The following is a 21,980-nucleotide window of genomic DNA, read 5'->3' on the forward strand; positions in this document are numbered from 1 at the left end:
TGGCCAGTGACCTAGGCTGTCCGGAGAAAGTCGGGGAGGACAGCGATCGTGGATCCGATCATTGCGGAATGGGGCAGCCTGCTGCTGCGCTGGGTGCATGTGATCACAGGCATCGCCTGGATCGGATCATCCTTCTACTTCATGCACCTGGACGCCTCGCTCAAGGCCATTCCGGAGATCCGCCCGGGCAAGGGCGGCGCGGCCTGGGAAGTGCATGGCGGCGGATTCTACGAGGTCCGGAAATATCTGGAGGCACCGGCTCACCTGCCGCCGGATATGATCTGGCACAAGTGGCAGTCCTATTCGACCTGGATCTCCGGCTTCTTCCTGCTCGTCTGGATCTATTATGCCGGCGCCGACCTGTACCTGGTCGATCCGCAGGTGATGGAACTGTCGCGGCTAGCCGCCGCCGCCATTGGCCTTGGTGGACTGGCCCTCGGCTGGCTGGTCTATGACGGTCTCTGCCGCTCGCCGCTGATCAGGCATGAGGTGGCGCTCGCGGCCGTCGGTTTCGCCTTCATCATCCTGATGGCCTTCCTGTTCCAGCAGGTCTTTTCCGGGCGCGGCGCGCTGCTGCATACCGGCGCCATGATGGCGACGATGATGTCGGGCAATGTGTTCTTCAACATCATTCCCAACCAGCGCAAGACCATCAAGGACCTGCTCGCCGGCCGCACGCCGAATCCTGACTTCGGCAAGCAGGCCAAAGCCCGGTCGACCCACAACAACTACCTGACCTTGCCGGTCGTGTTCCTGATGTTGTCGAACCACTATCCGCTCACCTACTCCTCGCCGTTCGCCTGGGTGATCGTCGGGCTGGTTCTGGTCGCCGGTGCGCTGGTCAGGCACTTCTACAATGTCAGCCACGCCGGCAAGGGCCAGCCCTGGTGGACCTGGGCGGTGGCGGCGATCTGCATCATGTGGGCCGGCTGGATCAGCATGGCCTCGTCGCCGATCGGCCGCGAAAGGCTTGGCCTGGCGCCGCTCGGCGACATCAGGCATGCCGCGGCAACGCCGCGGGCGCCAACCGCCGTCGCCGATATCGTCATTGGCCGCTGCAGCATGTGCCATGCGCTCCAGCCGGTCTGGGACGGCATCGGCGTCGCGCCGAAGGGCGTCGTGCTCGACAGTCCCGAGACGATAGCGCGCCAAAGGGAGGCCATCCGGCTGCAATCGGTGATCACCCATGCCATGCCGCCGCAAAACATCACCGGCATGACCGCCGGCGAGCGCCGCGTCCTGGCGGACTGGGCGGGCCCGCGCTGACGATCGATGCCGCATGATGCGCCCTTTTGACCAACCCGCCACGCCATCGCAGGAGCCCATGGTGCCGCTATCGGAGAATCCGTCCGCCGCCTTCGGGACATTGGCCGGCGACCATGCCGGCATCGCGCTTGGCCGCGCGATCGTGGCGCGCCTCGATGAGCTCGCCGGCATCACCGACGAGCCGGGCGTGCTGACCAGGCTTTACCTCGGTCCGGCGCATCGCCGCGCCGTCGATCTCGTGTCGTCCTGGATGACCGAGGCGGGCATGCAGGTGTCGCTCGACGGCCTCGGCAGTCTGATCGGCCGTTATGAAGGGACGACGCCCAAGGCTCCGGCCCTGGTCATCGGCTCGCATATCGACACGGTCCGCAATGCCGGGCGCTTCGACGGCAATCTCGGGGTCGTGACCGCGCTGGAAGTGGTGCGGTCGCTGCACCGGCGCGGGCATCGATATCCCCTGGCGATCGAGGTCGTGGCCTTCGGCGATGAAGAGGGCGTGCGCTTCGCCAGCACGCTCGGCGGCTCGCGTGCCATGGCCGGCAGGTTCGATGCCGCGACGCTCGACGAGCGCGACAGCGCCGGCGTGTCGCGTCGCGAGGCGCTGGCAAGCTTCGGCTGCGACGTCGCGACCATCCCCCGGTCGGCGCGCTCGCCGGCCGACACGCTGGGTTATGTCGAAGTTCATATCGAACAGGGACCGGTGCTGGAGGCGAGCGGGCTCGCGATCGGCGTGGTGACCGCGATCAACGGCGCCTCGCGCGGAACGGTCGCGCTGACCGGCAAGGCGAGCCATGCCGGCACGACCCCGATGGACCTGCGCAGCGACGCCCTGGCGGCGGCCGCCGAGATCATCCTGATGGTCGAGCGGCGCGCGCGCGAACAGCCCGGCCTCGTCGCGACCGTCGGGCATATCGAGACCCCTGGCGGAGCGGTCAACACCGTGCCCGGCAAGGTGCGGCTGACCCTGGATCTGCGCAGCCCCTTCGACGCGCAGCGCGAGGCGGCTCTCGGCGCGATCACCAGGGATATCAGGGCGATCGCCCGGGCACGCGGCATCGGCTGCGACATCGCCATGTCCTACGAGGCACCGGCAGCGCCTTGCGATGCCGGGCTGTCGGCGCGGCTGGCGGCGTCCGCCGGGCGCTGCGGTGTGCCTTACACCTCATTGCCGAGCGGCGCCGGTCACGACGCCATGGCGTTTCGCGGCGTGCTTCCCTTCGCCATGCTGTTCGTGCGCTGCCGCGACGGGCTGAGCCACCACCCGGACGAATTTGCCGCGGCTGACGACATCGATGTCGCCGCGCGTGTTCTCGCCGATTTTCTCGATCACCTCGCCACCTGAAGGATCAAGCCATGACGACCGCCCAGTCCGCCCGACTGCATGATCTCGTGCACCAGCGTTTCGAGGACGAGGTAGCCTTTCTCGCCGCGCTGGTCAAAATGCCCTCGGACAATCCCTCCGGCGACTGCGCCGCCCATGCCGAGCACGCCGCCGCATGGCTCGAACGGCTCGGTTTCACGGTCGAGCGGCACCGGGTGCCGGATGATCTGGTGGCGCGCCACGGCATGATTTCGGTGACCAACCTGGTCGTCCGCCATCGTTTCGGCGACGGCCCGGTGATCGCGCTCAATGCCCATGGCGACGTCGTGCCGCCCGGCGAGGGATGGACGCAGGATCCCTACGGCGCGGCGGTCGTCGACGGCTGGATGTATGGCCGCGGCGTCGCCGTGTCGAAATCCGACTTCGCCACCTATGCTTTCGCGCTCGATGCGCTGAAGCGCTCCGGCCTGCCGCTGAACGGCACCGTCGAGCTGCACCTGACCTATGACGAAGAGGCCGGCGGCGAGATCGGCCCCGGCTGGCTGTTGTCGCAGGGCCTTGTCCGGCCGGACATGGCGATCGCCGCCGGCTTCAGCTACGCGGTCGTCGATGCCCATAATGGCTGCCTGCATCTGGAGGTGGTGGTCGAAGGCAAGTCGGCCCATGCGGCCCTCCCGGCGACCGGCATCGACGCGCTCGAAGCCGCGACGCCGATCCTGGCAGCGCTCTATGCCGAGCGCCGGGCCTTGCAGGCGGCGACCTCGTCGGTGCCCGGCATCGGCAGTCCGCAGGTCACGGTCGGTCTCATCCAGGGCGGCATCAACACCAATGTCGTGCCCGACCGGATCACCTTCCGGCTCGATCGCCGCATGATCCCGGAAGAGAACCCGGCCGTCGTCGAAAGCGCCCTGCGCGACCTGATCGCCGCCGCCGCGGCGGCTTATCCGGCCGCGCGCGTCAGCATCAGGCGCATTCTGCTCGCCGAGCCGCTGAAGGCGACGGCGGAAGCGAGGCGGATCTCCGAGCTGGTCGGCGGCCATGCGACCGCGGTGTTCGGCGAGCCGGTGCGCTCGACCGGCGTGCCGCTCTATACCGACGCGCGGCTCTACGCCGCCAAGGGCGTTCCGGTGGTGCTTTATGGCGCCGGCCCGAAATCGATCGAGGAGGCCAATGCCCACCGGGCCGACGAGAGATTGCGGTTGAGCGATCTCGAGAAAGCGACGGAGGTGATCGCGCGCTCGCTCGTCGATCTCTTGAGCTAAAGGCGGGAGCCGCCCTCCGCCAACCCTTTGGCGATGTTCCACGCAGTCGTGATGACCGCGTCCTTCCCTCCACGCCGGGCCTGTGAGAGATTCCCAGCGTGAGTAAACTTTGCATCTTTCGCCGGCTGCTGGCGGCCTTTGTCGTCGTGGGACTTACTCTCGCGCCGATCGGCACGCCTGCGGCTGCCGTTGCGATGCAGTCCGACACGATGATCGGAATGGCGGAGGACATGCCCTGTTGTCCGCCGTCGCCCTTGCCGAACGACTGCCGGAAATGCCCGCTGATCGGCCTTTGCATGGCCAAGGTCGTTCAGGGCATGCCGACGGCGCTGAGCGTCTCGCTCCCAACCTGGCATCTGTCCGAAGCCGGTGTTCCCCGCAGCGACCTCAACAAAGACGGGCTCGGCTACCCGCCGCCGCCACGACCTCCTCGAAGCTTGGGCCTGCCGGCGTAACGCGCCGGCTCGACGCCGTTCGGCTCGCGCCGCGCGGCGACGGCCCATGCCGTCTCCGACGGCCGACCAAGCTTTTGAGGATATCTCACCATGATGACGTTCAAGCACAGGCGCGCCCTTGCGGCGGCGCTCATTGGCCTTACCCTGACCGGCACGGCCAATCTCGCCCATGCCGATGTGAAGGATTACGAGTTTCAGCTGGTTGAACCGACTGTCAGGACCGGGCCCAATACCGTCATCTCGGTCCGGCTGATCAACAAGACGACCGGCCGGCCGGTGCCCGATGCGGTGATCTTCGCGACCCGCCTCGACATGGCGCCTGATGGCATGCAGGAGATGGCGACCCCGGTCACGCCGGTGCCGGGCGGAGAACCCGGAACCTACCGGTTCAGGGCCAATGTCAGCATGGCCGGCGGCTGGCTCTTGTCGCTCGGCGCCAAGGTCCAGGGCGAGACCGGCACGGTCGAGAACAAACTGATCATCCGGGCCGAGCGATGAGCCGCGCCCCTTGGGTCGTTGCCGCCTTCGCCACCCTCGGGGTGGCGGGGGCCGGCGGGTTCGTGTCGGCCTGGCCGAACCTCTGGCCTGCTCAAACCTCCGGCATCATCACGCCCGCGGCGGCCGAGGTCGGTCGCACGGTAATCTATTACCAGGATCCCGACGGCCGGCCATTCTATTCGCTGACGCCGAAAAAGACCGCGGATGGGCGTGAGTTCAGGCCTGTGCGCGCCGGGCAAGATCTCAGCTTCGAACCGGCCGCGGACGTGCCGGCGACAGAGCCCGCGCCCGCAGCGAGGGCAGCCAGCCGCAGGGTGCTCTATTACCGCAATCCAATGGGCTTGCCCGACACCTCGCCGGTGCCGAAGAAGGACTCCATGGGCATGGATTATATCGCCGTCCATGAAGGCGACGACGACGGCGATGGCGGCGCGATCCGGCTGACGCCCGGACGGATCCAGCGCACCGGCGTCAAGACCGAACCGGCCGCCTTGCGGGTCATCCGCACGGTCATCCGTGCGCCGGGCACGATCCAGCTCGACGAACGCCGGATCGCGGTCATCTCGTTGCGCACCGAGGGCTGGGTCCAGAAGGTCGAGGACGTGACGACCGGCAGCCGGGTGCGCAAGGGCCAGCCGCTGATGGAGATCTACAGTCCGGCGATCTCGGCGGCGGCGGCGGACTATGCCGCCCAGATGCCGATGCCGGGCGAGGTCCGTTCCGATATCCGTGCGACACCGGGTCCCGGGCGCGGCTCGCGCCAGAGGCTGATGAACCTCGATGTTCCCGAAGCGGTCATCACGACCATCGAGCGGACGCGCGTCGCGCCGCTGACCATTGCCTGGGCGGCGCCGCGCGACGGCATCGTGCTCGAACGAAACGCCATCGAGGGAACCCGCGTACAGCCCGGCGACGTGCTGTTCCGGCTCGCCGACATCTCGCTGGTCTGGACGCTGATCGATGTCGCCGAGCGCGATCTCGGCAGTCTCAGGACCGGTCTGCCGGTGACCGTCAGGGCGCGCGGTCATCCCGGCCGCGCCTTCGACGGCAGGATCGCCGTCATCTATCCGCAGATCAACCGCGAGACCCGCACGGTGAGGCTGCGGATCGAACTGCCGAATGCCGATGCCGCCCTGCTGCCCGAGATGTATGTCGACGCCGAGGTCGATATCGGCAGCCAGCAGCCGGTGCCGGCCATTCCGGAAAGCGCGGTGATCGACAGCGGCAGCCGCCAGGTTGTCTTCGTCGACCGGGGTGACGGCCGTTTCGAGCCGCGCGAGGTGAAGCTTGGCGCGCGTGGCGGCGGCTATGTCGAGATCCGCGGGGGTGTCGCGGTCGATGAACCGGTGGTGATCGCGGCCACTTTCCTGATCGACGCGGAGAGCAATCTGAGAGCTGCGCTCCGAGGCTTCACCGAGGCGGGAGCCCGGCCATGATCGCCCGCATCATCGCCTGGTCGGCGCGCAATCTGATGCTGGTCATGATCGGCACCGTCTTCGCGGTGGCGGGCGGCCTTTACGCCCTGCGCCATCTGCCGCTCGACGCCATCCCCGATCTCTCCGATACCCAGGTGATCGTCTACACCGAATATTCAGGCCAGGGCCCCCAAGTGGTCGAGGATCAGGTCACCTATCCCTTGACCACGGCCATGCTGACGGTGCCGCGCTCCAAGGTGGTGCGCGGCTTCTCGTTTTTCGGCCTGTCCTTCGTCTATGTCATCTTCGAGGACGGCACCGACATCTATTGGGCGCGCTCGCGCGTGCTCGAATTCCTCAACGCGGCGGCGGGGCGGCTGCCCACCGGCGTCACGCCGACGCTCGGGCCCGACGCGACCGGGGTTGGCTGGGTCTATCAATATGCGCTGACCTCCGGGGAGCTGAACCTCGCCGAGACGCGCAGCATCCAGGACTGGAACCTCCGGTTCGGGCTCGCCCGGGCCGAAGGGGTCGCCGAGGTCGCCAGCGTCGGCGGCTTCGTCCGGCAATATAACGTCGTGCTGGATCCGCAGCGCATGCGCGATCTCGGCATCACCATGCAGCGGGTTCGCGAGGCCATCCGTGCCAGCAATGCCGATGTCGGCGGGCGGACGGTGGAACTCTCCGAGTTCGAACATGTCATCAGGGGCCGCGGCTATCTGCGAGGCGTCGAGGATCTCGGCGAGGTCGTGCTCAAGACGGCCGGCGGCACGCCGGTGCGCCTCGGCGACGTGGCGCGGGTGGAACTCGGCCCGGACGAACGGCGCGGCATCACCGAACTCAACGGCGAGGGCGAGGTGGCCAGTGGCATCGTCCTGCAGCGCTTCGGCGTCAATGCGCTCGACGTTATCAACAATGTGAAGCGGCGTTTCGCCGAACTTGCCAGCAGCCTGCCGGCGTCGCTTGCGATCGTGCCGGTCTATGATCGCTCGACCCTGATCAATGCCGCGATCGAGACGCTCAAGACCACGCTGTTCGAGGAAAGCGTGGTGGTGGCGCTGGTCTGCATTCTGTTCCTCATGCATGTGCGCAGCGCCTTGGTTGCGATCCTGATGCTGCCCGTCGGCGTGCTCATGGCCTTCGGCGCCATGAAGCTGCTCGGTCTCGGCTCCAACATCATGAGCCTCGGCGGCATCGCCATTGCCATCGGCGCCATGGTCGATGCGGCCATCGTCATGATCGAGAACGCTCACAAACATCTGGAGCGGGCCGAACCCGGAAGCTCGCGCGTCGATGTTCTGATCAGGGCGGCCTGCGAGGTCGGCCCGGCGCTGTTCTTCTCGCTCCTGGTGATCACGGTGTCCTTCGTGCCGATCTTCACGCTGGAAGCGCAGGAGGGGCGGCTGTTCAGCCCGCTCGCCTTCACCAAGACCTTCGCCATGGCGGCGGCGGCACTTCTCTCCATCACCCTGGTGCCGGCGCTGATGATCATCTTCGTGCGCGGCAAGATCATGCCGGAGCACCGCAACCCGATGAACCGCGTGCTGATCTGGCTTTACCGGCCGCTGATCAGGGGCGTGCTCAAGGCCAGGACGCTGGTCATCGTGCTGTCGCTCGCCGTGCTGGCGGCGACCGCCTGGCCGGCCCGCCAGCTCGGCTCGGAGTTCATGCCCAATCTCGACGAGGGCACGCTGCTCTACATGCCGACGACGCTGCCCGGCCTGTCGATCACCAAGGCCGCCGAACTGCTGCAGACCCAGGACCGGATCATCCGGTCGTTCCCGGAAGTGGCGTCGGTCTATGGCAAGGCCGGGCGCGCCTCGACCGCCACCGATCCGGCCCCGACCGAGATGTTCGAGACCATCATCAATCTCAAGCCGAAGCCGGAATGGCGGGCAGGGCTGACCCTCGACGGCCTGATCGCCGAGATGGACCGGTCGCTGCAATTCCCCGGCGTGTCCAATGTCTGGACCATGCCGATCAAGGCCCGCATCGACATGCTCTCCACCGGCATCCGGACGCCGGTCGGCGTCAAGGTCATCGGCACCGACCTGACTGAGATCGACGCGCTCGCGCGTCAGATCGAGCGGGTCCTGAAGGCGGTGCCGGGCACGTCGTCAGCCTATGCCGAGCGCGTCATCGGCGGCTATTACCTCGACATCGTGCCCGACCGGGCGTCGCTTGCCCGTTACGGCATGATGATCCAGGATGTTCAGGACGTGGTGGCGACCGCGCTCGGCGGACAGACCGTGACGACCACGGTCGAAGGCCGCCAGCGCTACGGCGTCAATGTGCGCTACCCGCGCGACCTGCGCAGCGATCCCCAGGCGATCGCCCGCGACGTGCTGGTGCCCATGCCGGCGGGCGGCGCCGTGCCGCTCGGCGAGGTCGCCAGCGTGTCGCTGTCGCGCGGCCCGACCTCGATCCGCACCGAGAACGGCCAGCTCGCGGTCTATGTCTATGTCGATATCCGCGACCGCGATCTCGGCGGCTATGTCGCCAATGCACAAGCCGCCGTGCAGGCCGGCATCCAGTTCCCGGCCGGTGCCTATGTCCTGTGGAGCGGGCAATACGAATATCTGGAACGGGCGGCGGCGCGTCTCAAGGTGGTCGTGCCGGTCACGCTGATGATCATCTTCCTGCTGCTCTACCTGAACTTCCGCTCGCTCGCCGAAACGCTGATCGTCATGCTGTCCTTGCCCTTCGCGGTGGTCGGCGGCGTGTGGCTGATGTGGGCGCTGGGCTTCAACCTCTCGGTTGCCGTCATTGTCGGTTTCATTGCGCTCGCAGGGGTCGCGGCCGAGACCGGCGTCGTCATGCTGATCTATCTCAACCATGCGCTGGAGGAGGTGAGGGCGAGACGGCTGGCGGCGGGACGTAGCTTCACGCGCGCGGACCTGCACGAGGCCATCATGCTCGGCGCGGTCGAGCGGTTGCGGCCCAAGATGATGACCGTCGTCGCCATCATTGCCGGGCTGCTTCCGATCATGTGGAGCACCGGCGCCGGCTCGGAAGTCATGCAGCGCATCGCCGTGCCGATGATCGGCGGCATGGTGTCGTCGACCGTGCTGACGCTGATCGTGATCCCGGCGATCTACGGCCTGATCAAGGGGTGGCGGCTTCCGAACGACAACGCAGGGGTCCTGACAGGCCAGGCCGCCCGGTGAGGGATTTCGCAACCGTCCGCCACGAGGAGGCCAACCACTCCGCGACGGCCTCCAGCTCTTGATAGGGCTGGCCGGTCCATGAGGCGCAAATGGAAACCCATCAATGGAAGAGTTGGTCGCCTTATCCGGGCACGGATTGCCGCATTGCGCGATCAATATTGACTAGCGCTCTATCCACATGAATATAACGACCATGGATGCCTCAGCCCCTGCCGACACGACTCGCAGCCGCCCGGCAGCCTTTGGTGGGGGAGCCGTCATTGGCGCGCTTGGTGGCCTGATCGGGCTCGGGGGAGCCGAGTTTCGCCTGCCGCTGCTGATCGGGATGTTCCGGTTCGCTGCCCTGGAAGCGGTCATTCTAAACAAAGCAATGAGCCTCGTCGTCGTGGCTTCCGCCCTCCCGTTCAGAGCCGGAACCGTCCCGTTCTCTGACATCGCCGCACATTGGCCTGTCATCATCAACCTATTGGCCGGTACGCTGGCCGGCGCGTGGCTCGGGGCCGGCTGGGCCACCCGGCTCGGTTCGGAAACGCTCTACCGGGTGATCGCAGCGTTGTTGGTCATGATCGCCTTCGTGTTGTGGTTTGGCCATGAGGCGGCGGCGGTCACCCCACCTTTCAGCGGCGTGACACAGGCTGTCGCGGGCGTCTTTGCGGGCTTCGTCATCGGCGTGGTGGCCTCTCTGCTCGGGGTGGCAGGAGGGGAACTTCTGATTCCAACGCTGGTGCTGTTGTTCGGCATCGACATCAAGCTCGCCGGCAGCCTGTCGCTGGCAGTGAGCCTCCCGACGATGCTGGTCGGGTTTGCGCGATACAGCCGGGATCAGAGCTTCGCCGTGCTAGGCAGGAACCGGGTGTTCCTGCTCATCATGGCGGTTGGCTCGATCGTCGGGACCTTCATCGGCGGCCGGTTGCTTGGGGTGGTGCCCAGCGGCGTATTGCTACCGGCGCTCGCGGCCATCCTGCTGATATCGGCTGTGAAGGTCTGGCAGCATAGGTAGTTGCCGGCTCCGGCGGGCGGCATGTCCCGGGCGCGTCAACAGCGGATGAACCGCAAGGCCCCCGACCGCGTATACCTCGGTCCGGTCCGTCCATTCGCGGGCCGGCTTGAGAATTTTGAGGTCTCACAATCGTTGAGGGAGGCGACCCATGCTGATCGCAAGGTGGCAGATCGACGCCAAATTCGGACAGAAGCAGACGGTCATCGACATGCTTCACCGCTGGGAGCGCGACATCGGTTCAACGGCCGGCATCGACAAGATGGACATCAAGATCCTGACCGGTTCGATCGGTGCGCGTGAAGCAACGGTCGAGGTCAATCACACCGTGGAAAATCTCGCTCAGCTCGAAACCTTCTTTGAAGCGATCGGCAAGAACGACGCCCATAAGCAATGGGGCAAGGACCTCGAGCCCCATGTCGTCTCCGGGTCTTCCCGCTGGAATATCTACCGGGTCGTCTGACCGGACATCCGTGGTCGCGTGTGACGCAGCGCGTCTGACGTCTGGTCGGCTTGCGAACATGACACCGCAAGCCGGCATCGCCGCGTCGAGTTCGCGGTCGCCAAGCGGAAGCCGCACGCAAAGGGTCCCGATTCCCGGTCGATAGCGGGCCGGCTCGCACCTGCGGCAACGCGCCCTTCAAGCGATTGACTAGATCATTAGTATGTGCTTATCATTAGTAATGACTAATGATATTGCCGCCATGGTCGCGCTGTCGGACACCACGCGCAGGGCGATCTTCGAACTGGTCGTCGCGCGGCCGCGATCGGTCGCCGAGATCACCCGCTGCCTTCCGGTGACGCAATCGGCGGTCTCGCAGCACCTCAAGGTCCTGCGTGATGCGCGCCTGGTGACGTCGGAGCCGAACGGCACCCGGAATATCTATCACCTCGATCCTCACGGCCTCGGCCAGATGCGCGCCTGGCTTGATCGGATGTGGGACACGGCGCTGAACAATTTCAAGATGGCGGTCGACGGGAACACGGAGGAGAAACCATGAGCATTGCGATCATACCAGCCGCGGTTCGACGCTCGGTGACCGTTGAAGCGTCGCCTGACAAGGCCTTCGAAATCTTCACGGCCTCGTTCGGCCGGTGGTGGCCACGATCCCACAAGATCGGGGCGACGCCGATGGCGTCAGCCGTCATCGAACCGAGGGTCGGCGGGCGTTGGTACGAGATCGGAGAGGACGGCGCGGAATGCCCTTGGGGCGACGTTCTCGCCTGGGAGCCGCCATCGCGCCTCCTGCTGGCCTGGCGCATTCGGCCGGATTGGCGCTTTGATCCAGACCTGCTGACCGAGGTCGAAGTCAGGTTCACGCCCGACGGCAAGGGCGGCACGCGGGTCGACCTGGAGCATCGCCGCCTGGAGAATATGGGCGATGCCGCCGAGGCGGCGCGCACGATATTCGAATCCGACGGCGGCTGGACCATGATCCTGGCCAGCTTCGTGAAGGCCACACGGTCCGAGCGATAGTCAGCGTCTCATGCCGGGCGCTCGAAGACGGCGCCATAATGATAGGGTGGCAGATCGACCAGCCGGACCGCCCGAAACCCGACGGGTTCGATGACGGCCCCGAGGGTTTCGGGTGACATCCGCATTGCGGTTTTCGGGCCGCGCGGCTGGCCCAATACCGTTGTTTGCTCCCGGGCCTGCGGATGCCAATTGACCACGACGAAGAGGCCGCTCGGTTTGAGCACGGCCTTGACTGCCTGCGCGAGGCCGGGTTGATCCGGTACGCCATGAAAAGTATTGGCCATCAGGACATAATCCACCGGCTCGGCGACGAGCCCAGCGACATCCCGCGCGTCAGCGCAGATCCAGCGCCGGATCGAGACACCCTGGCGGGCCGCTTCAGCCTTGGCCCGCTCGATCATCGCGGGATCCAAATCCAGGGCGTCGATCCGCCCGCCGACGATCTTGGCGAGCGGCGCGGTGAAATAGCCGTCGCCGCAGCAGAGATCGAGCACGCTCATGTCGGGCCGCACCCCCAGGCGTCGCAGCGTCGCCTCAGGATCCGGCCAGAGCGCGGCCCACCAGTCTCGGTCGGGCATGGAACTTGCGGGAAACACTTCGTTCACCTCCGAGATAGCCCGGGCGCCATGTCGAGCACCCGATCGCTGGATCGACCTTGTCCAGGATAGAGCGCGTGCCGGCCTGGCCAAGGCCTTCCGCGAACGGGCTTCATCCGCGCCGGTCGGTCCCGGACAATGGAGCAGCCCGCATCCGCCGCCCGACGATCTTCAGACGAGCCGCGACAGGGTGCCGGCACCGGCCAGCAGCACGACCACGATCCAGGGCGGCATCTTCCAGACGGTCAGGAACAGGAAGCCGGTGAGCGCCAGGGCGAAATCGCGGGGCGACAGGACGGCACTGGTCCAGACCGGATCGTGGAGGGCTGCGCCGAGAATGCCGACGACGGCGGCGTTGGCGCCGCGCATGGCGGCCTGGGCGGTGGGGCGGGTGCGCAGCGCGTCCCAGAACGGCAGCATGCCATAGACCAGCAGCATGCCCGGCAGCAGGGTGACGAGCGCGATGGCCGCGCCGGCCGCGCCGTTCGGCTGCGGTCCCATCACCGTCCCGAGATAAGCGGCGAAGGTGAAGAGCGGCCCCGGTACCGCCTGGGCCAGCCCGTAGCCCGCCAGGAAAGCCTCGTTGCTGACCCATCCCGTCGCGACGACCTGCGCCTGAAGCAAAGACAGCACGACGTGGCCGCCACCGAAAACGAATGCGCCCGGCGCCACCCGGCGGCATGGGCCCGGAAACCTCGGCCGGCTCGCCTCGGCGACGCGCGATAAGCGCCCTCGCACCGGCGCGCCAAGACCGGCGCGCCAAGACCGGCGCGCTAAGACCGGCCCGGTTGTGGCCCAGAAGTCGCACCGGCCGAAAAATACAAGCACCAGTCGTGGATTCTCCGCGGTGCGGCTGCATTCCCGCCCGGCCGTCCCTTCCGCAGCGGCAGACCGCCCTCTATCGGTAAGGGCTAGGGCGGGGCGCGGGGGATTCATGCGTAACCATCTTGATCTGCACGGTCAGGCGCCGCGCGCGTTGCGCCAGGCCGCGGCGGCGCTGTTCGTCACCGCGGCCTTGGCCGCCGGCACGAGCGACAGGGCCAGGGCAGAGGCCGGCTTGCTGCTCTACGCGCCGAACATCATCGACGGCACGACGTCGGCCTTCACCACCAATGCCGACGGCAGCCTGACCGCGACGGCGACGGTCGGCACGGGATCCTCCTCGGGGAATGCCTGGGTTCGCCCCGACCAGGCCTTCGCCTATGTGACCAACCAGAACAGCATCAGCGTCATCGACACGGCGACCCAGACGGTGGTCCAGACCATCGCCACCGGTGCCGCCCCGTCCGGCCTCAGCATCAGCGCCGACGGCTCGCGCCTGGTCGTCGTCAGCTGGAACAGCAACAGCCTGGGGGTGTACAGCATCGACCCGGCCACCGGCCAATTGACCAACACGGCCACCATCGGCGTCGGCAACAGCCCGCGCGGCGTCGTCATCAGTGCCGATGGCGGACACGCCTATGCCGTGAACCAAGTCGGCAATACGATCAGCGCCATCGACCTCACGATGAACACGGTGACCAAAACCATCGCCGTCGGCACCCAGCCGTTATTCGCCGCGTTGAATCCAGCCGGCCCGCGCCTCTACGTGACGAATTTCACCAGCAACACCGTGTCGGTCATCGACACGTTCAGCAATACGGTGCTCGCGACGGTCCCGGCGGGCAACGGCCCGGACGGGGTGGTCGTCAGCCCGGACGGCAATTACTTCTACGTCGCCAATCGGGCTGCCGGCACCGTCAGCATTTACAATGCGCACATCTTCGCGCTGCTCGGCTCGGTCGCCAGCGGGCCGCGGGCCAACGGCATCACGATCAGTCCTGACGGCGCGACCCTCTATGTGAGCAACGGCGACGCCGATAACGTGACCGCCTTCACCATCGCCGCCGGCACCGGCATGCTCACGGCCATCGGCAGCTACGCCACCGGCGCCGACCCCGGCGGCCTCGGCATGTGCGGCAATGGCAGCGGCATGCTCGGCATGGGCGCTGCCTTCCATGCCAAGAGCGCCGGCGCCTTCGGTTGTTTCGACGGCACCGCCACATTCACCGGCGGTACGCTTGTCCTCGCCGCCGCCGGCCTCGGCACCATCACCACGCCGATGGTGCTGACCGCCCAAGGCGGCGCCATCGACACCGCCGGCAACAGCGCGACGATGGCGGGCACGATCACCGGTCCCGGCGGACTCATCAAGGTGGGGGCGGGCACGCTGACGCTGTCGGGCGCCAGCAGCTATCTCGGCGCGACCCTGGTCTATGTCGGCACCTGGCAGGCCGGCGCCGCCAATGTGTTCTCGGCCTCCAGCGCCTTCACGGTCGCGTCGGGAGCAATCCTCGATCTCAACGGCTTCAACCAGACCATCGGCTCGCTCGCCGGCGCCGGCAGCGTAACGCTCGGCGCGGCGACGCTGACGGTGGGCGGCGACAACAGCAGCACGCCTTTTTCCGGTACCATCACCGGCACCGGCGGCCTCACCAAGACCGGCGCCGGCACGCTGACGCTGTCGGGCGCCAACGGTTATTTCGGCGCGACCCTGGTCGATGCCGGCACCTTGCGGGCCGGCGCCGCCAATGCGTTCTCGGCCGCCAGCGCCTTCACGGTCGCGTCGGGAGCCATCCTCGATCTCAACGGCTTCAACCAGACCATCGGCTCGCTCGCCGGCGCCGGCACCGTGACGCTCGGCACGGCGACGCTGACGGCGGGCGGCGACAACAGCAGCACGCCCTTTTCCGGTGCCATCACGGGCACCGGCGGCCTCACCAAGACCGGCACCGGCGCGCTGACGCTGTCGGGCGCCAACGGCTATTTCGGCGCGACCCTGGTCGATGCCGGCACCTTGCGGGCTGGCGCCGCCAATGCATTCTCAGCCTCCAGCGCCGTCACCGTCGCGTCGGGAGCAATCCTCGATCTCAACGGCTTCAACCAGACTATCGGCTCGCTCGCCGGCGTCGGCAGCGTGACGCTCGGCGCGGCGACGCTGACGGCGGGCGGCGACAACAGCAGCACGGCCTTCTCCGGCGCCATCACGGGCACCGGCGGCCTCACCAAGACCGGCGCCGGCACGCTGACGCTGTCTGGTGCCAACGGCTATTTCGGCGCGACCCTGGTCGATGCCGGCACCTTGCGGGCCGGCTCCGCCAATGCGTTCTTAGCCTCTAGCGCCGTCACCGTCGCGTCGGGCGCCACCCTGGGTCTCGCCGGCTTCAACCAGACCATCGGCTCGCTCACCGGTGCCGGCAGTGTCACGCTCGGCGCGGCGACGCTGACGGCGGGCGGCGACAACAGCAGCACGCCTTTTTCCGGCGCCATCACGGGCACCGGCGGCCTCACCAAGACCGGCGCCGGCACGCTGACGCTGTCGGGAACGAGCACCTATGGCGGCCCGACCCTGGTCGGTGCCGGCGGGCTCATCGTCGACGGCTCGATCACCTCTGGCGTCACCGTGCAGTCCGGCGCGCTGCTCGGCGGCCACGGTGCGGTCGGCAATCTCATCCTGAACGGCACGCTGTCGCCGGGCAATTCGATCGGCACGATCACCGTCAGCGGCAATGCGACGCTCGCCGCCGGCAGCACCACCGTCATCGAAGTGTCGGCCGCGGCCGCCGACCGGGTCAATGTCACGGGCAGCGCGAGCCTTGCCGGCGGACTGCAACTGGTGGCGGTCGGCTCGGGCTTTTCCTTCGGCACGCAATACACGCTTCTGTCGGCTGCCGGCGGGCTCTCGGGGAGCTTCAACCCGGTCGCCGTCACCGGCACGTTCGGCCCGGCGATCACCACCGTGCTGAGCTATGGCGCGACCGACGCCGTGCTGACGCTGCAAGCCAACGCGCTCGCGCCGCTCCTGCCGGCGGGCACGCCGACCAATCTGGCCAATGTCGCCGGCGGCATCGACCGGGCGGCCGCGCATGGGGCCAATCCGACGGCCTTCATGGCTGTCTACCTGCAATCCCCGACCCAGATGGCGGCGAGCCTGGCGACGCTCTCCGGCGAGGCGGCGACCGGCACGCAGACCGCCGCCTTGAATGCGTCGAGCCTGTTCCTCAACCTGATGCTCGACCCGATGGTCGGCAGCCGCGGCGCCAGCGCCTCGGGCGCCGGACCGTCGCTGATCCAGATGGCCGATCTGAATGCGGGCCGAGTGACACCGGCGGCAAGGGTGGAACAGGGCTGGAGCCTCTGGACCAAGGCCTTCGGTCAGTCGGGCCGTACCCAGGGCGATGCAGCCACCGGCTCCGCGGCCACCTCGGGCGGCCTCTACGGCGTGGCCGCCGGCGCCGACAAGCGCCTTTCGGCCGATACGCTTGTTGGATTCGCGCTGGCCGGCGGCGGCACCAGCTACGGCCTCGGCGGCCGCGGTGGCGGCACCGGCGACCTGTTCCAGATCGGCCTCTACGGCTCGACCCGCTTCGGCAATGCTTACGTCTCGGCGGCGGTCGCTTATGGCTGGAACGGCTTCGACATCAAACGCAACGTCAATATCGCGGGTCCCGAGATCTATTCGTCGCGGGTCACGGCACAGACCTATGGCGGCCGGCTGGAGACCGGCTGGCGGTTCGGCCAGCGCGCGTTTGGCTGGACGCCCTATGCCGCGCTCGAGGCCATTGGCTATTCCGCGCCCGGCTACAGCGAGACGTCGAGCCCGGCCGGCGGCGCCTTCGGTCTGAGCTTCGCGTCGAAGAGCATGGCGACGGTGCGCACCGAACTCGGTCTGCGCCTCGACGGCCAGGTGCGGGTCTCCGACACCGTCGACCTGATCACCTATGGCCGTCTTGCCTGGGCTTTTCAGGCCAATACCGAGCGCTCGATCGACGCGCAGTTCCAGACCCTGAGCAATTCCGGCTTCACCGTGTTCGGCGCCCGGCCGTCGATGCACACCGCGCTTGCCTCGGTCGGCGCCGAGCTCAGGCTCGCCGGCGGCTTCAGGCTCTCGTCCACGCTCGAAGGCGAGCTCGGCACACGCCATCAGGCGGTCAGGGCCAATGCCGGGCTCAGGTATGAGTGGTGAGGCCAGCGACGCGCTCTGAGAGCGACGTCGCCCCCGCCGTTGACACACACACCGCTCGAAAAAACGCAGGTGAATCAACCCTCTCCCAATGGGAGGGTGCCTGTGTGGGACGTTTCGGGTTGCGCAGCGTCGGCGGGCGGTGAGGGGTCGTCGCGTCCAGAATTCGCACCGATGCTCGCGCAGCATGCCGCCCGATCCGCAGATGGACGTCCCCTCATCCGGCGCCTGACGGCGCCACCTTCTCCCCGTGGGAGAAGGTTACGTCAGCTGCGCTTTTCCGTCCTGCCATTACGGTGACACGTACCTCAGTCCCCATTTTTCACCGGAAAATCGCCTCGTCTTGAGGTCCGCGCCTATCGGTGACCGTGGCTCGGAGAAACCGTGACGTCGATCTCGGTACAACGATCCCCGTTGGTGGGGTGGAAGTCGACGGAACAGGCGGTAACGACCAGCAGAAGATCACATTCCGTGCGCAACACGACAAAACCGCCGGGCGGGTTGATCGACGCAAAAACGTTCAGCCTGCCATCCGCCGATGGCAGGGAGTTCTGGAAGAAGTCGACAGGATCGGGAACGAAGGGAAGCGATATGCCTTCTTCCTGCATCGCAAGCAGCAGATTGTCCCTGCAGTTTGGATGGCCGGGTCGCCCGACACGTTCGAACAAGGCGCTGTTGCACGCCGGGAACAGCATGTCATGGGGGCCAGGGGATCCGTCTTCGACGAGGGTGAGCAGAGGGCGGCCCTTGTCGCTGTAGAAGCTCTGTCCGACAGCGGGAAACAGGCTTTCATTGATATCCCGCGTCTGGGACGTGCTCAGCCAATCCAAGGTATCCCCGACCACAAAGGCCCAGAGATCGGAGACCTGCTGACCTTGTCGGTCCGTGATGCGGATGAAATCGCCGGAGGAAACTCTGATGGGCCGCCCCGAGTACGGCGCAATGGTTATCGATAGAGGATCAGACGATTTCAGGTTTCCGTCCATTGTTGTTCCCATTCCCCATTCAGCTCGATGTTCGCCCAAGAATGGAGGTCATTTGGTTGAGCTCGCCGACAAACCATCGACATATCCAGCCAGAACATCATCGTGGTCGTGGCTGAACGCCGTCGAAAGCGTCTTGCAAAGCGCGCCTGCGGTTTCAGGATTGCCCGCATGGACCAAAGTGGCCTGCCAAACCGGAGCCTCACGATATCCATTGCCCAGGACACGATCGAGGTCGCGGAACGTCGCAGCGAGAAGCGCGCACCGTTGCGGCAATCAGGTCGCCGGGCCGCCCTCGCGCGCGAAATGGCAAATCTCGAGCGACCTTGCACGAGCCCGGTCGCTTGACCGGCTTGGTGCGGTTCAGCCGCCGCTCGCATGGCGGGCCCATGCTGAACCGGTCAGTGGGGACGTCCGGGCAGCCGTCAGCCGATGCCCGACAGCACGCGCACGGCCAGCAGGCCACAGGCGAGTGTTACGGCAAGGGTAATTCCGTCAAGCAATTGCATGTGGAACCCCGGGGAAAGACAGAGGGATTACACACAAGTTTGATTAAGGGACTGTGTTGCGACCAAGGCGCTTTCGTTGCGCTGCCGTGTCAGAGCGCAAAACCTTCGCCGAGATAGGCGTCCTGGACACGCGGATCCCGGACGATCCTGTCGACCGGGCCGGCAGCCAGAATCCGCCCGCCGTCGATAATATAGGCGCGATCGACCAGGCTCAGCGTCTCGCGCACATTGTGATCGGTGACCAGCACGCCGATGCCACGGGCGGTCAGCCGGCGGACCACCAGGCGCATCTCGGTGACCGCGATCGGATCGACGCCGGCAAACGGCTCGTCGAGCAGGATGAAGGCCGGATCGCTGGCCAGCGTCCGGGCGATCTCCAGCCGCCGCCGTTCGCCTCCCGACAGCGACCCGGCGCGCGACCGCCTGATATCGGTGAGACCGAATTCGTCCAGAAGCGCGTCGAGCCGCGCGATCCGAGCCGGCCGGTCGGCGATGAGCGATTCAAGCACGATCAGGATATTGTCGTCGACGCTGCTGCCGCGAAAGATCGACGGCTCCTGGGGCAGATAACCCAGCCCCAGCCTTGCGCGGGTGAACAGCGGAAACCGCGTCATGTCGACGCCATCAAGCGTCACGATGCCGGAATCGGGCACCACCAGGCCGGCGATCATGCCAAACGTCGTGGTCTTGCCGGCGCCGTTCGGGCCGAGCAGTCCGACCACCTCGCCGCGCCGAAGCGCCAGGTCGACCCCGAGGACGACGGGCCGGCCATCATGGGCTTTGGCAATCCTGCGTGCCACCAGCATGCCGTTACCGTCCGATATGGCGGCGCATGGCCCCTCACGCGCGAGCCCGGCTCACTCCGGCCGCTTGCCAGCGAACCGGAAGCGCGCCTGGCGGTCAGGTCCCCGCGATGAACGAGACCGTCAGGTCCCGGGCTTCCGGGTCGGTGAACTGCTTGGGCGGCGATTTCATGAAATAGCTCGACGGCCCGATGATCGGTCCGCCCATCTTGCGGTCGAGCGCGATCTTGGCGCAACGTACCGCATCGATGACGACCCCGGCGGAATTCGGCGAATCCCAGACCTCGAGCTTGACCTCGGCGTTCAGCGGCACGCCGCCGAAGCCGGTGCCTTCGAGCCGGATATAGGCGATCTTCCGGTCATCCAGGAACGGCACGAAATCGCTCGGCCCGATATGGATGCGGTCGGCCGCCAGCGGCACGTCGATCTGGCTGTTGACCGCCTGCGTCTTGGAAATCTTCTTCGACTTCAACCGGTCGCGTTCCAGCATGTTGAGGAAATCGGTATTGCCGCCGAAATTCAGCTGGTAGGTGCGCTCGATCTTGACGCCGCGATCCTCGTAGAGCCTGGCCAGCACGCGATGCAGGATGGTCGCGCCGACCTGGCTCTTGATGTCGTCGCCGACGATCGGCAGGCCCTTGTCGGTGAAACGCTTGCTCCAGACCGGGTCGGAGGCGATGAACACCGGCACGCAATTGATCAGGCCGCAGCCGGCGGCAAGCGCCTGCTCGGCATAATATTCGCTGGCCTTCTGCGATCCGACCGGCAGGTAGGAAATGATCACCTCGGCGCCGGCCGCCTTCAGCGCGGCGGCCACGTCCACCGGCGGCTGCGACGACTCGTGCACGATTTCGAGCAGATGCATGCCGACGCCGTCGAGCGTCGGTCCGCGCTGCACGATGACGCCGGTCTCCGGCACGCGGGCGAATTTGAAGGTGTTGTTCGGTTCTGCCGCGATGGCGTCGCTGAGGTCCTGCCCGACCTTGCGCGCGTCGATGTCGAAGGCCGCCACGACCTCGATGTCGCGGATGTGGTAGGGGCCCACTTCGACGTTCATCAATCCCGGGATCGACTCACCGAGCTTGGCGTCCTTGTAAAAGTTGAGCCCTTGAACGAAGGATGAAGCGCAATTGCCGACGCCAACGATGGCAACTCGAATGACGGGTCGTGACACGAAAAATCTCCAGGCGCTCTGGCCGAAAACCACCGACCGCGCGGCCTCCTTATACTTCATTGTCCTGTCATTAAAAGAGTTAGCGTGCTGATCGTCACTGGAGCTACCGGCCTTCTGGGCAACACTTTGGTGCGTCGGGCGCTCGGCCGTGGCCTCCAGGCCACAGCCCTGCTGCGTGACAAGAGTGCGACAAGGCCGCTCGACGGGCTGGCGGTGCGCATAATTCGCGCCGACCTGGCCGGCGATGCGCTGGAACCGCTGGTGGCCGGCGCGCGCTGTGTCATCCACGCCGGCGCGCGCGTCGCCATCGGCCGGCGGGATCTGGAGGCTTTTCGTGTGGACAATGTCGTGCCGACGGCGCGTCTTGCCGCCGCTTGCCGGGCCGCGGGCGTCCGTCTGGTTTTCGTTTCAACCGTCGACACGCTGGCCTGGGGCAGCCGGGCCGCGCCTGGCGATGAGACCCGCTCCAGCGGCCGCGAGCCGGCCACCGCCTATTCGATCTCCAAGCGCGAGGCGGAGGACGCAGTACTGGCGGAGGTTGCGCTGGGGCTCGACGCGGTGATCGTCCATCCGGGTTTTCTCCTCGGCCCCTGGGACTGGAAACCCTCCTCGGGACGCCTGATCCTGGAGGTTGCCCGCGCGCCATTCGCGCTGGCGCCGCCTGGCGGCAATGATTTCTGTCACGCCGCCGATGTCGCCGACGGTGTGCTCGCCGCGGCCGAACGCGCCGTGTCCGGCAGCCGCTATGTCCTTAGCGGCGAAGCCTTGAGTTATGCCGAGGCCTTTCGGCTGATCCGCCGGGCCGCCGGGCGGACGCCGCGGATCGCGACAGCACCGGCCTGGCTCGTGGCGGCCGCCGGCCGGGCCGGCGATCTCATCGGGGCGGTCAGCGGCCGCGAGCCGGCGCTGAATTCGGCCAGTGCGGCGATCGTCGCCTTGCCGCATCATTTGTCGAGCGCGCTGGCCGCCCGCGATCTCGGTTATCGGCCGCGCCCGGCCGAGATCGCCATGCGCGACGCCTGGACCTGGTTCACCGGACACGGATACGCATGAGC

The 21,980-nt window shown here is 66.9% G+C and carries 16 protein-coding genes and 1 pseudogene; 12 read left to right on the plus strand and 5 right to left on the minus strand.

Features of this window, described 5'->3' with window-relative positions; all coding sequences use genetic code 11:
- Positions 1-48: 48 nt before the first annotated feature.
- The 10 genes from E8M01_RS18595 to E8M01_RS18640 all read left to right on the plus strand — a co-directional run bounded on the left by E8M01_RS18595 (position 49) and on the right by E8M01_RS18640 (position 11,858).
- The gene (locus tag E8M01_RS18595; RefSeq protein WP_136961487.1) at positions 49-1,266 is read left to right on the plus strand and encodes a urate hydroxylase PuuD; all 1,218 of its coding nucleotides are present in this window, start codon (positions 49-51) and stop codon (positions 1,264-1,266) included.
- A 61-nt stretch (positions 1,267-1,327) separates the two neighbouring features.
- Positions 1,328-2,608, plus strand: a complete 1,281-nt coding sequence (locus tag E8M01_RS18600; protein ID WP_246088353.1) for an allantoate amidohydrolase — start codon at positions 1,328-1,330, stop codon at positions 2,606-2,608.
- 11 nt (positions 2,609-2,619) lie between these two features.
- On the plus strand, positions 2,620-3,849 hold the full coding sequence (locus E8M01_RS18605; RefSeq protein WP_136961489.1) for a M20/M25/M40 family metallo-hydrolase: 1,230 nt from the start codon (positions 2,620-2,622) through the stop codon (positions 3,847-3,849).
- A gap of 545 nt (positions 3,850-4,394) precedes the next feature.
- Complete coding sequence (locus E8M01_RS18610; protein WP_136961490.1) at positions 4,395-4,802, plus strand: FixH family protein; 408 nt, start codon at positions 4,395-4,397, stop codon at positions 4,800-4,802.
- Entirely contained in the window at positions 4,799-6,238 is a 1,440-nt protein-coding gene (locus E8M01_RS18615) for an efflux RND transporter periplasmic adaptor subunit (RefSeq protein ID WP_136961491.1), read from the plus strand. Before E8M01_RS18610 ends, E8M01_RS18615 begins: the two co-directional genes overlap by 4 nt.
- Positions 6,235-9,384, plus strand: a complete 3,150-nt coding sequence (locus E8M01_RS18620) for an efflux RND transporter permease subunit (protein ID WP_136961492.1) — start codon at positions 6,235-6,237, stop codon at positions 9,382-9,384. The genes E8M01_RS18615 and E8M01_RS18620 overlap by 4 nt, the downstream gene beginning before the upstream one ends.
- A gap of 193 nt (positions 9,385-9,577) precedes the next feature.
- Positions 9,578-10,384: a sulfite exporter TauE/SafE family protein gene (locus E8M01_RS18625; RefSeq protein ID WP_136961493.1), complete on the plus strand. Its 807-nt coding sequence runs from the start codon at positions 9,578-9,580 to the stop codon at positions 10,382-10,384.
- A 148-nt stretch (positions 10,385-10,532) separates the two neighbouring features.
- The gene (locus E8M01_RS18630) at positions 10,533-10,844 is read left to right on the plus strand and encodes a hypothetical protein (RefSeq protein WP_136961494.1); all 312 of its coding nucleotides are present in this window, start codon (positions 10,533-10,535) and stop codon (positions 10,842-10,844) included.
- Positions 10,845-11,064: 220 nt separating this feature from the next.
- The gene (locus E8M01_RS18635; protein WP_136961495.1) at positions 11,065-11,382 is read left to right on the plus strand and encodes an ArsR/SmtB family transcription factor; all 318 of its coding nucleotides are present in this window, start codon (positions 11,065-11,067) and stop codon (positions 11,380-11,382) included.
- Positions 11,379-11,858 carry an SRPBCC family protein gene (locus E8M01_RS18640; RefSeq protein ID WP_136961496.1) on the plus strand — a complete coding sequence of 160 codons (480 nt, stop codon included), beginning with the start codon at positions 11,379-11,381 and terminating at the stop codon, positions 11,856-11,858. Before E8M01_RS18635 ends, E8M01_RS18640 begins: the two co-directional genes overlap by 4 nt.
- 8 nt (positions 11,859-11,866) lie before the next feature.
- On the opposite strand, the gene E8M01_RS18645 is transcribed toward E8M01_RS18640, so the two are convergent.
- Positions 11,867-12,436, minus strand: a complete 570-nt coding sequence (locus E8M01_RS18645) for a class I SAM-dependent methyltransferase (protein WP_136964714.1) — start codon at positions 12,434-12,436, stop codon at positions 11,867-11,869.
- A gap of 189 nt (positions 12,437-12,625) precedes the next feature.
- Positions 12,626-13,117 (minus strand): annotated as a pseudogene (locus E8M01_RS18650) (chromate transporter); the annotation flags it as partial.
- 127 nt (positions 13,118-13,244) lie between these two features.
- On the opposite strand from E8M01_RS18650, the gene E8M01_RS18655 reads away from it, so the two are divergent.
- Complete coding sequence (locus E8M01_RS18655) at positions 13,245-17,459, plus strand: autotransporter domain-containing protein (RefSeq protein WP_136961497.1); 4,215 nt, start codon at positions 13,245-13,247, stop codon at positions 17,457-17,459.
- A gap of 353 nt (positions 17,460-17,812) precedes the next feature.
- Here E8M01_RS18655 and E8M01_RS18660 read toward each other — a convergent pair whose 3' ends face one another.
- The 3 genes from E8M01_RS18660 to E8M01_RS18670 form a co-directional block, all read right to left on the minus strand.
- Positions 17,813-18,442 carry a DUF1989 domain-containing protein gene (locus E8M01_RS18660; protein WP_136961498.1) on the minus strand — a complete coding sequence of 210 codons (630 nt, stop codon included), beginning with the start codon at positions 18,440-18,442 and terminating at the stop codon, positions 17,813-17,815.
- A 595-nt stretch (positions 18,443-19,037) separates the two neighbouring features.
- Positions 19,038-19,754 (minus strand): LPS export ABC transporter ATP-binding protein, encoded by a 717-nt coding sequence (gene lptB / locus E8M01_RS18665; protein WP_136961499.1) that lies wholly within the window; start codon positions 19,752-19,754, stop codon positions 19,038-19,040.
- Positions 19,755-19,848: 94 nt separating this feature from the next.
- Positions 19,849-20,925, minus strand: coding sequence for an inositol-3-phosphate synthase (locus E8M01_RS18670; protein WP_170181961.1), 1,077 nt, complete (start codon positions 20,923-20,925; stop codon positions 19,849-19,851).
- An 84-nt stretch (positions 20,926-21,009) separates the two neighbouring features.
- Between E8M01_RS18670 and E8M01_RS18675 the strand changes: the two genes are divergently transcribed.
- A complete protein-coding gene (locus E8M01_RS18675) occupies positions 21,010-21,978 on the plus strand; it encodes an NAD-dependent epimerase/dehydratase family protein (RefSeq protein WP_170181962.1) in 969 nt (322 codons plus the stop codon).
- Positions 21,979-21,980: the final 2 nt, after the last annotated feature.

This window comes from Phreatobacter stygius (assembly GCF_005144885.1).
GTDB lineage: Bacteria > Pseudomonadota > Alphaproteobacteria > Rhizobiales > Phreatobacteraceae > Phreatobacter > Phreatobacter stygius.

Coding starts and splice junctions, on each gene's coding strand:
- lptB (WP_136961499.1), bottom strand. CDS start 19,754: ATGCTGGTGGCACGCAGGATTGCCAAAGCCCATGATGGCCGGCCCGTC.
- E8M01_RS18640 (WP_136961496.1), top strand. CDS start 11,379: ATGAGCATTGCGATCATACCAGCCGCGGTTCGACGCTCGGTGACCGTT.
- E8M01_RS18660 (WP_136961498.1), bottom strand. CDS start 18,442: ATGGACGGAAACCTGAAATCGTCTGATCCTCTATCGATAACCATTGCG.
- E8M01_RS18615 (WP_136961491.1), top strand. CDS start 4,799: ATGAGCCGCGCCCCTTGGGTCGTTGCCGCCTTCGCCACCCTCGGGGTG.
- E8M01_RS18645 (WP_136964714.1), bottom strand. CDS start 12,436: ATGCCCGACCGAGACTGGTGGGCCGCGCTCTGGCCGGATCCTGAGGCG.
- E8M01_RS18610 (WP_136961490.1), top strand. CDS start 4,395: ATGATGACGTTCAAGCACAGGCGCGCCCTTGCGGCGGCGCTCATTGGC.
- E8M01_RS18605 (WP_136961489.1), top strand. CDS start 2,620: ATGACGACCGCCCAGTCCGCCCGACTGCATGATCTCGTGCACCAGCGT.
- E8M01_RS18630 (WP_136961494.1), top strand. CDS start 10,533: ATGCTGATCGCAAGGTGGCAGATCGACGCCAAATTCGGACAGAAGCAG.
- E8M01_RS18620 (WP_136961492.1), top strand. CDS start 6,235: ATGATCGCCCGCATCATCGCCTGGTCGGCGCGCAATCTGATGCTGGTC.
- E8M01_RS18625 (WP_136961493.1), top strand. CDS start 9,578: ATGGATGCCTCAGCCCCTGCCGACACGACTCGCAGCCGCCCGGCAGCC.
- E8M01_RS18635 (WP_136961495.1), top strand. CDS start 11,065: ATGACTAATGATATTGCCGCCATGGTCGCGCTGTCGGACACCACGCGC.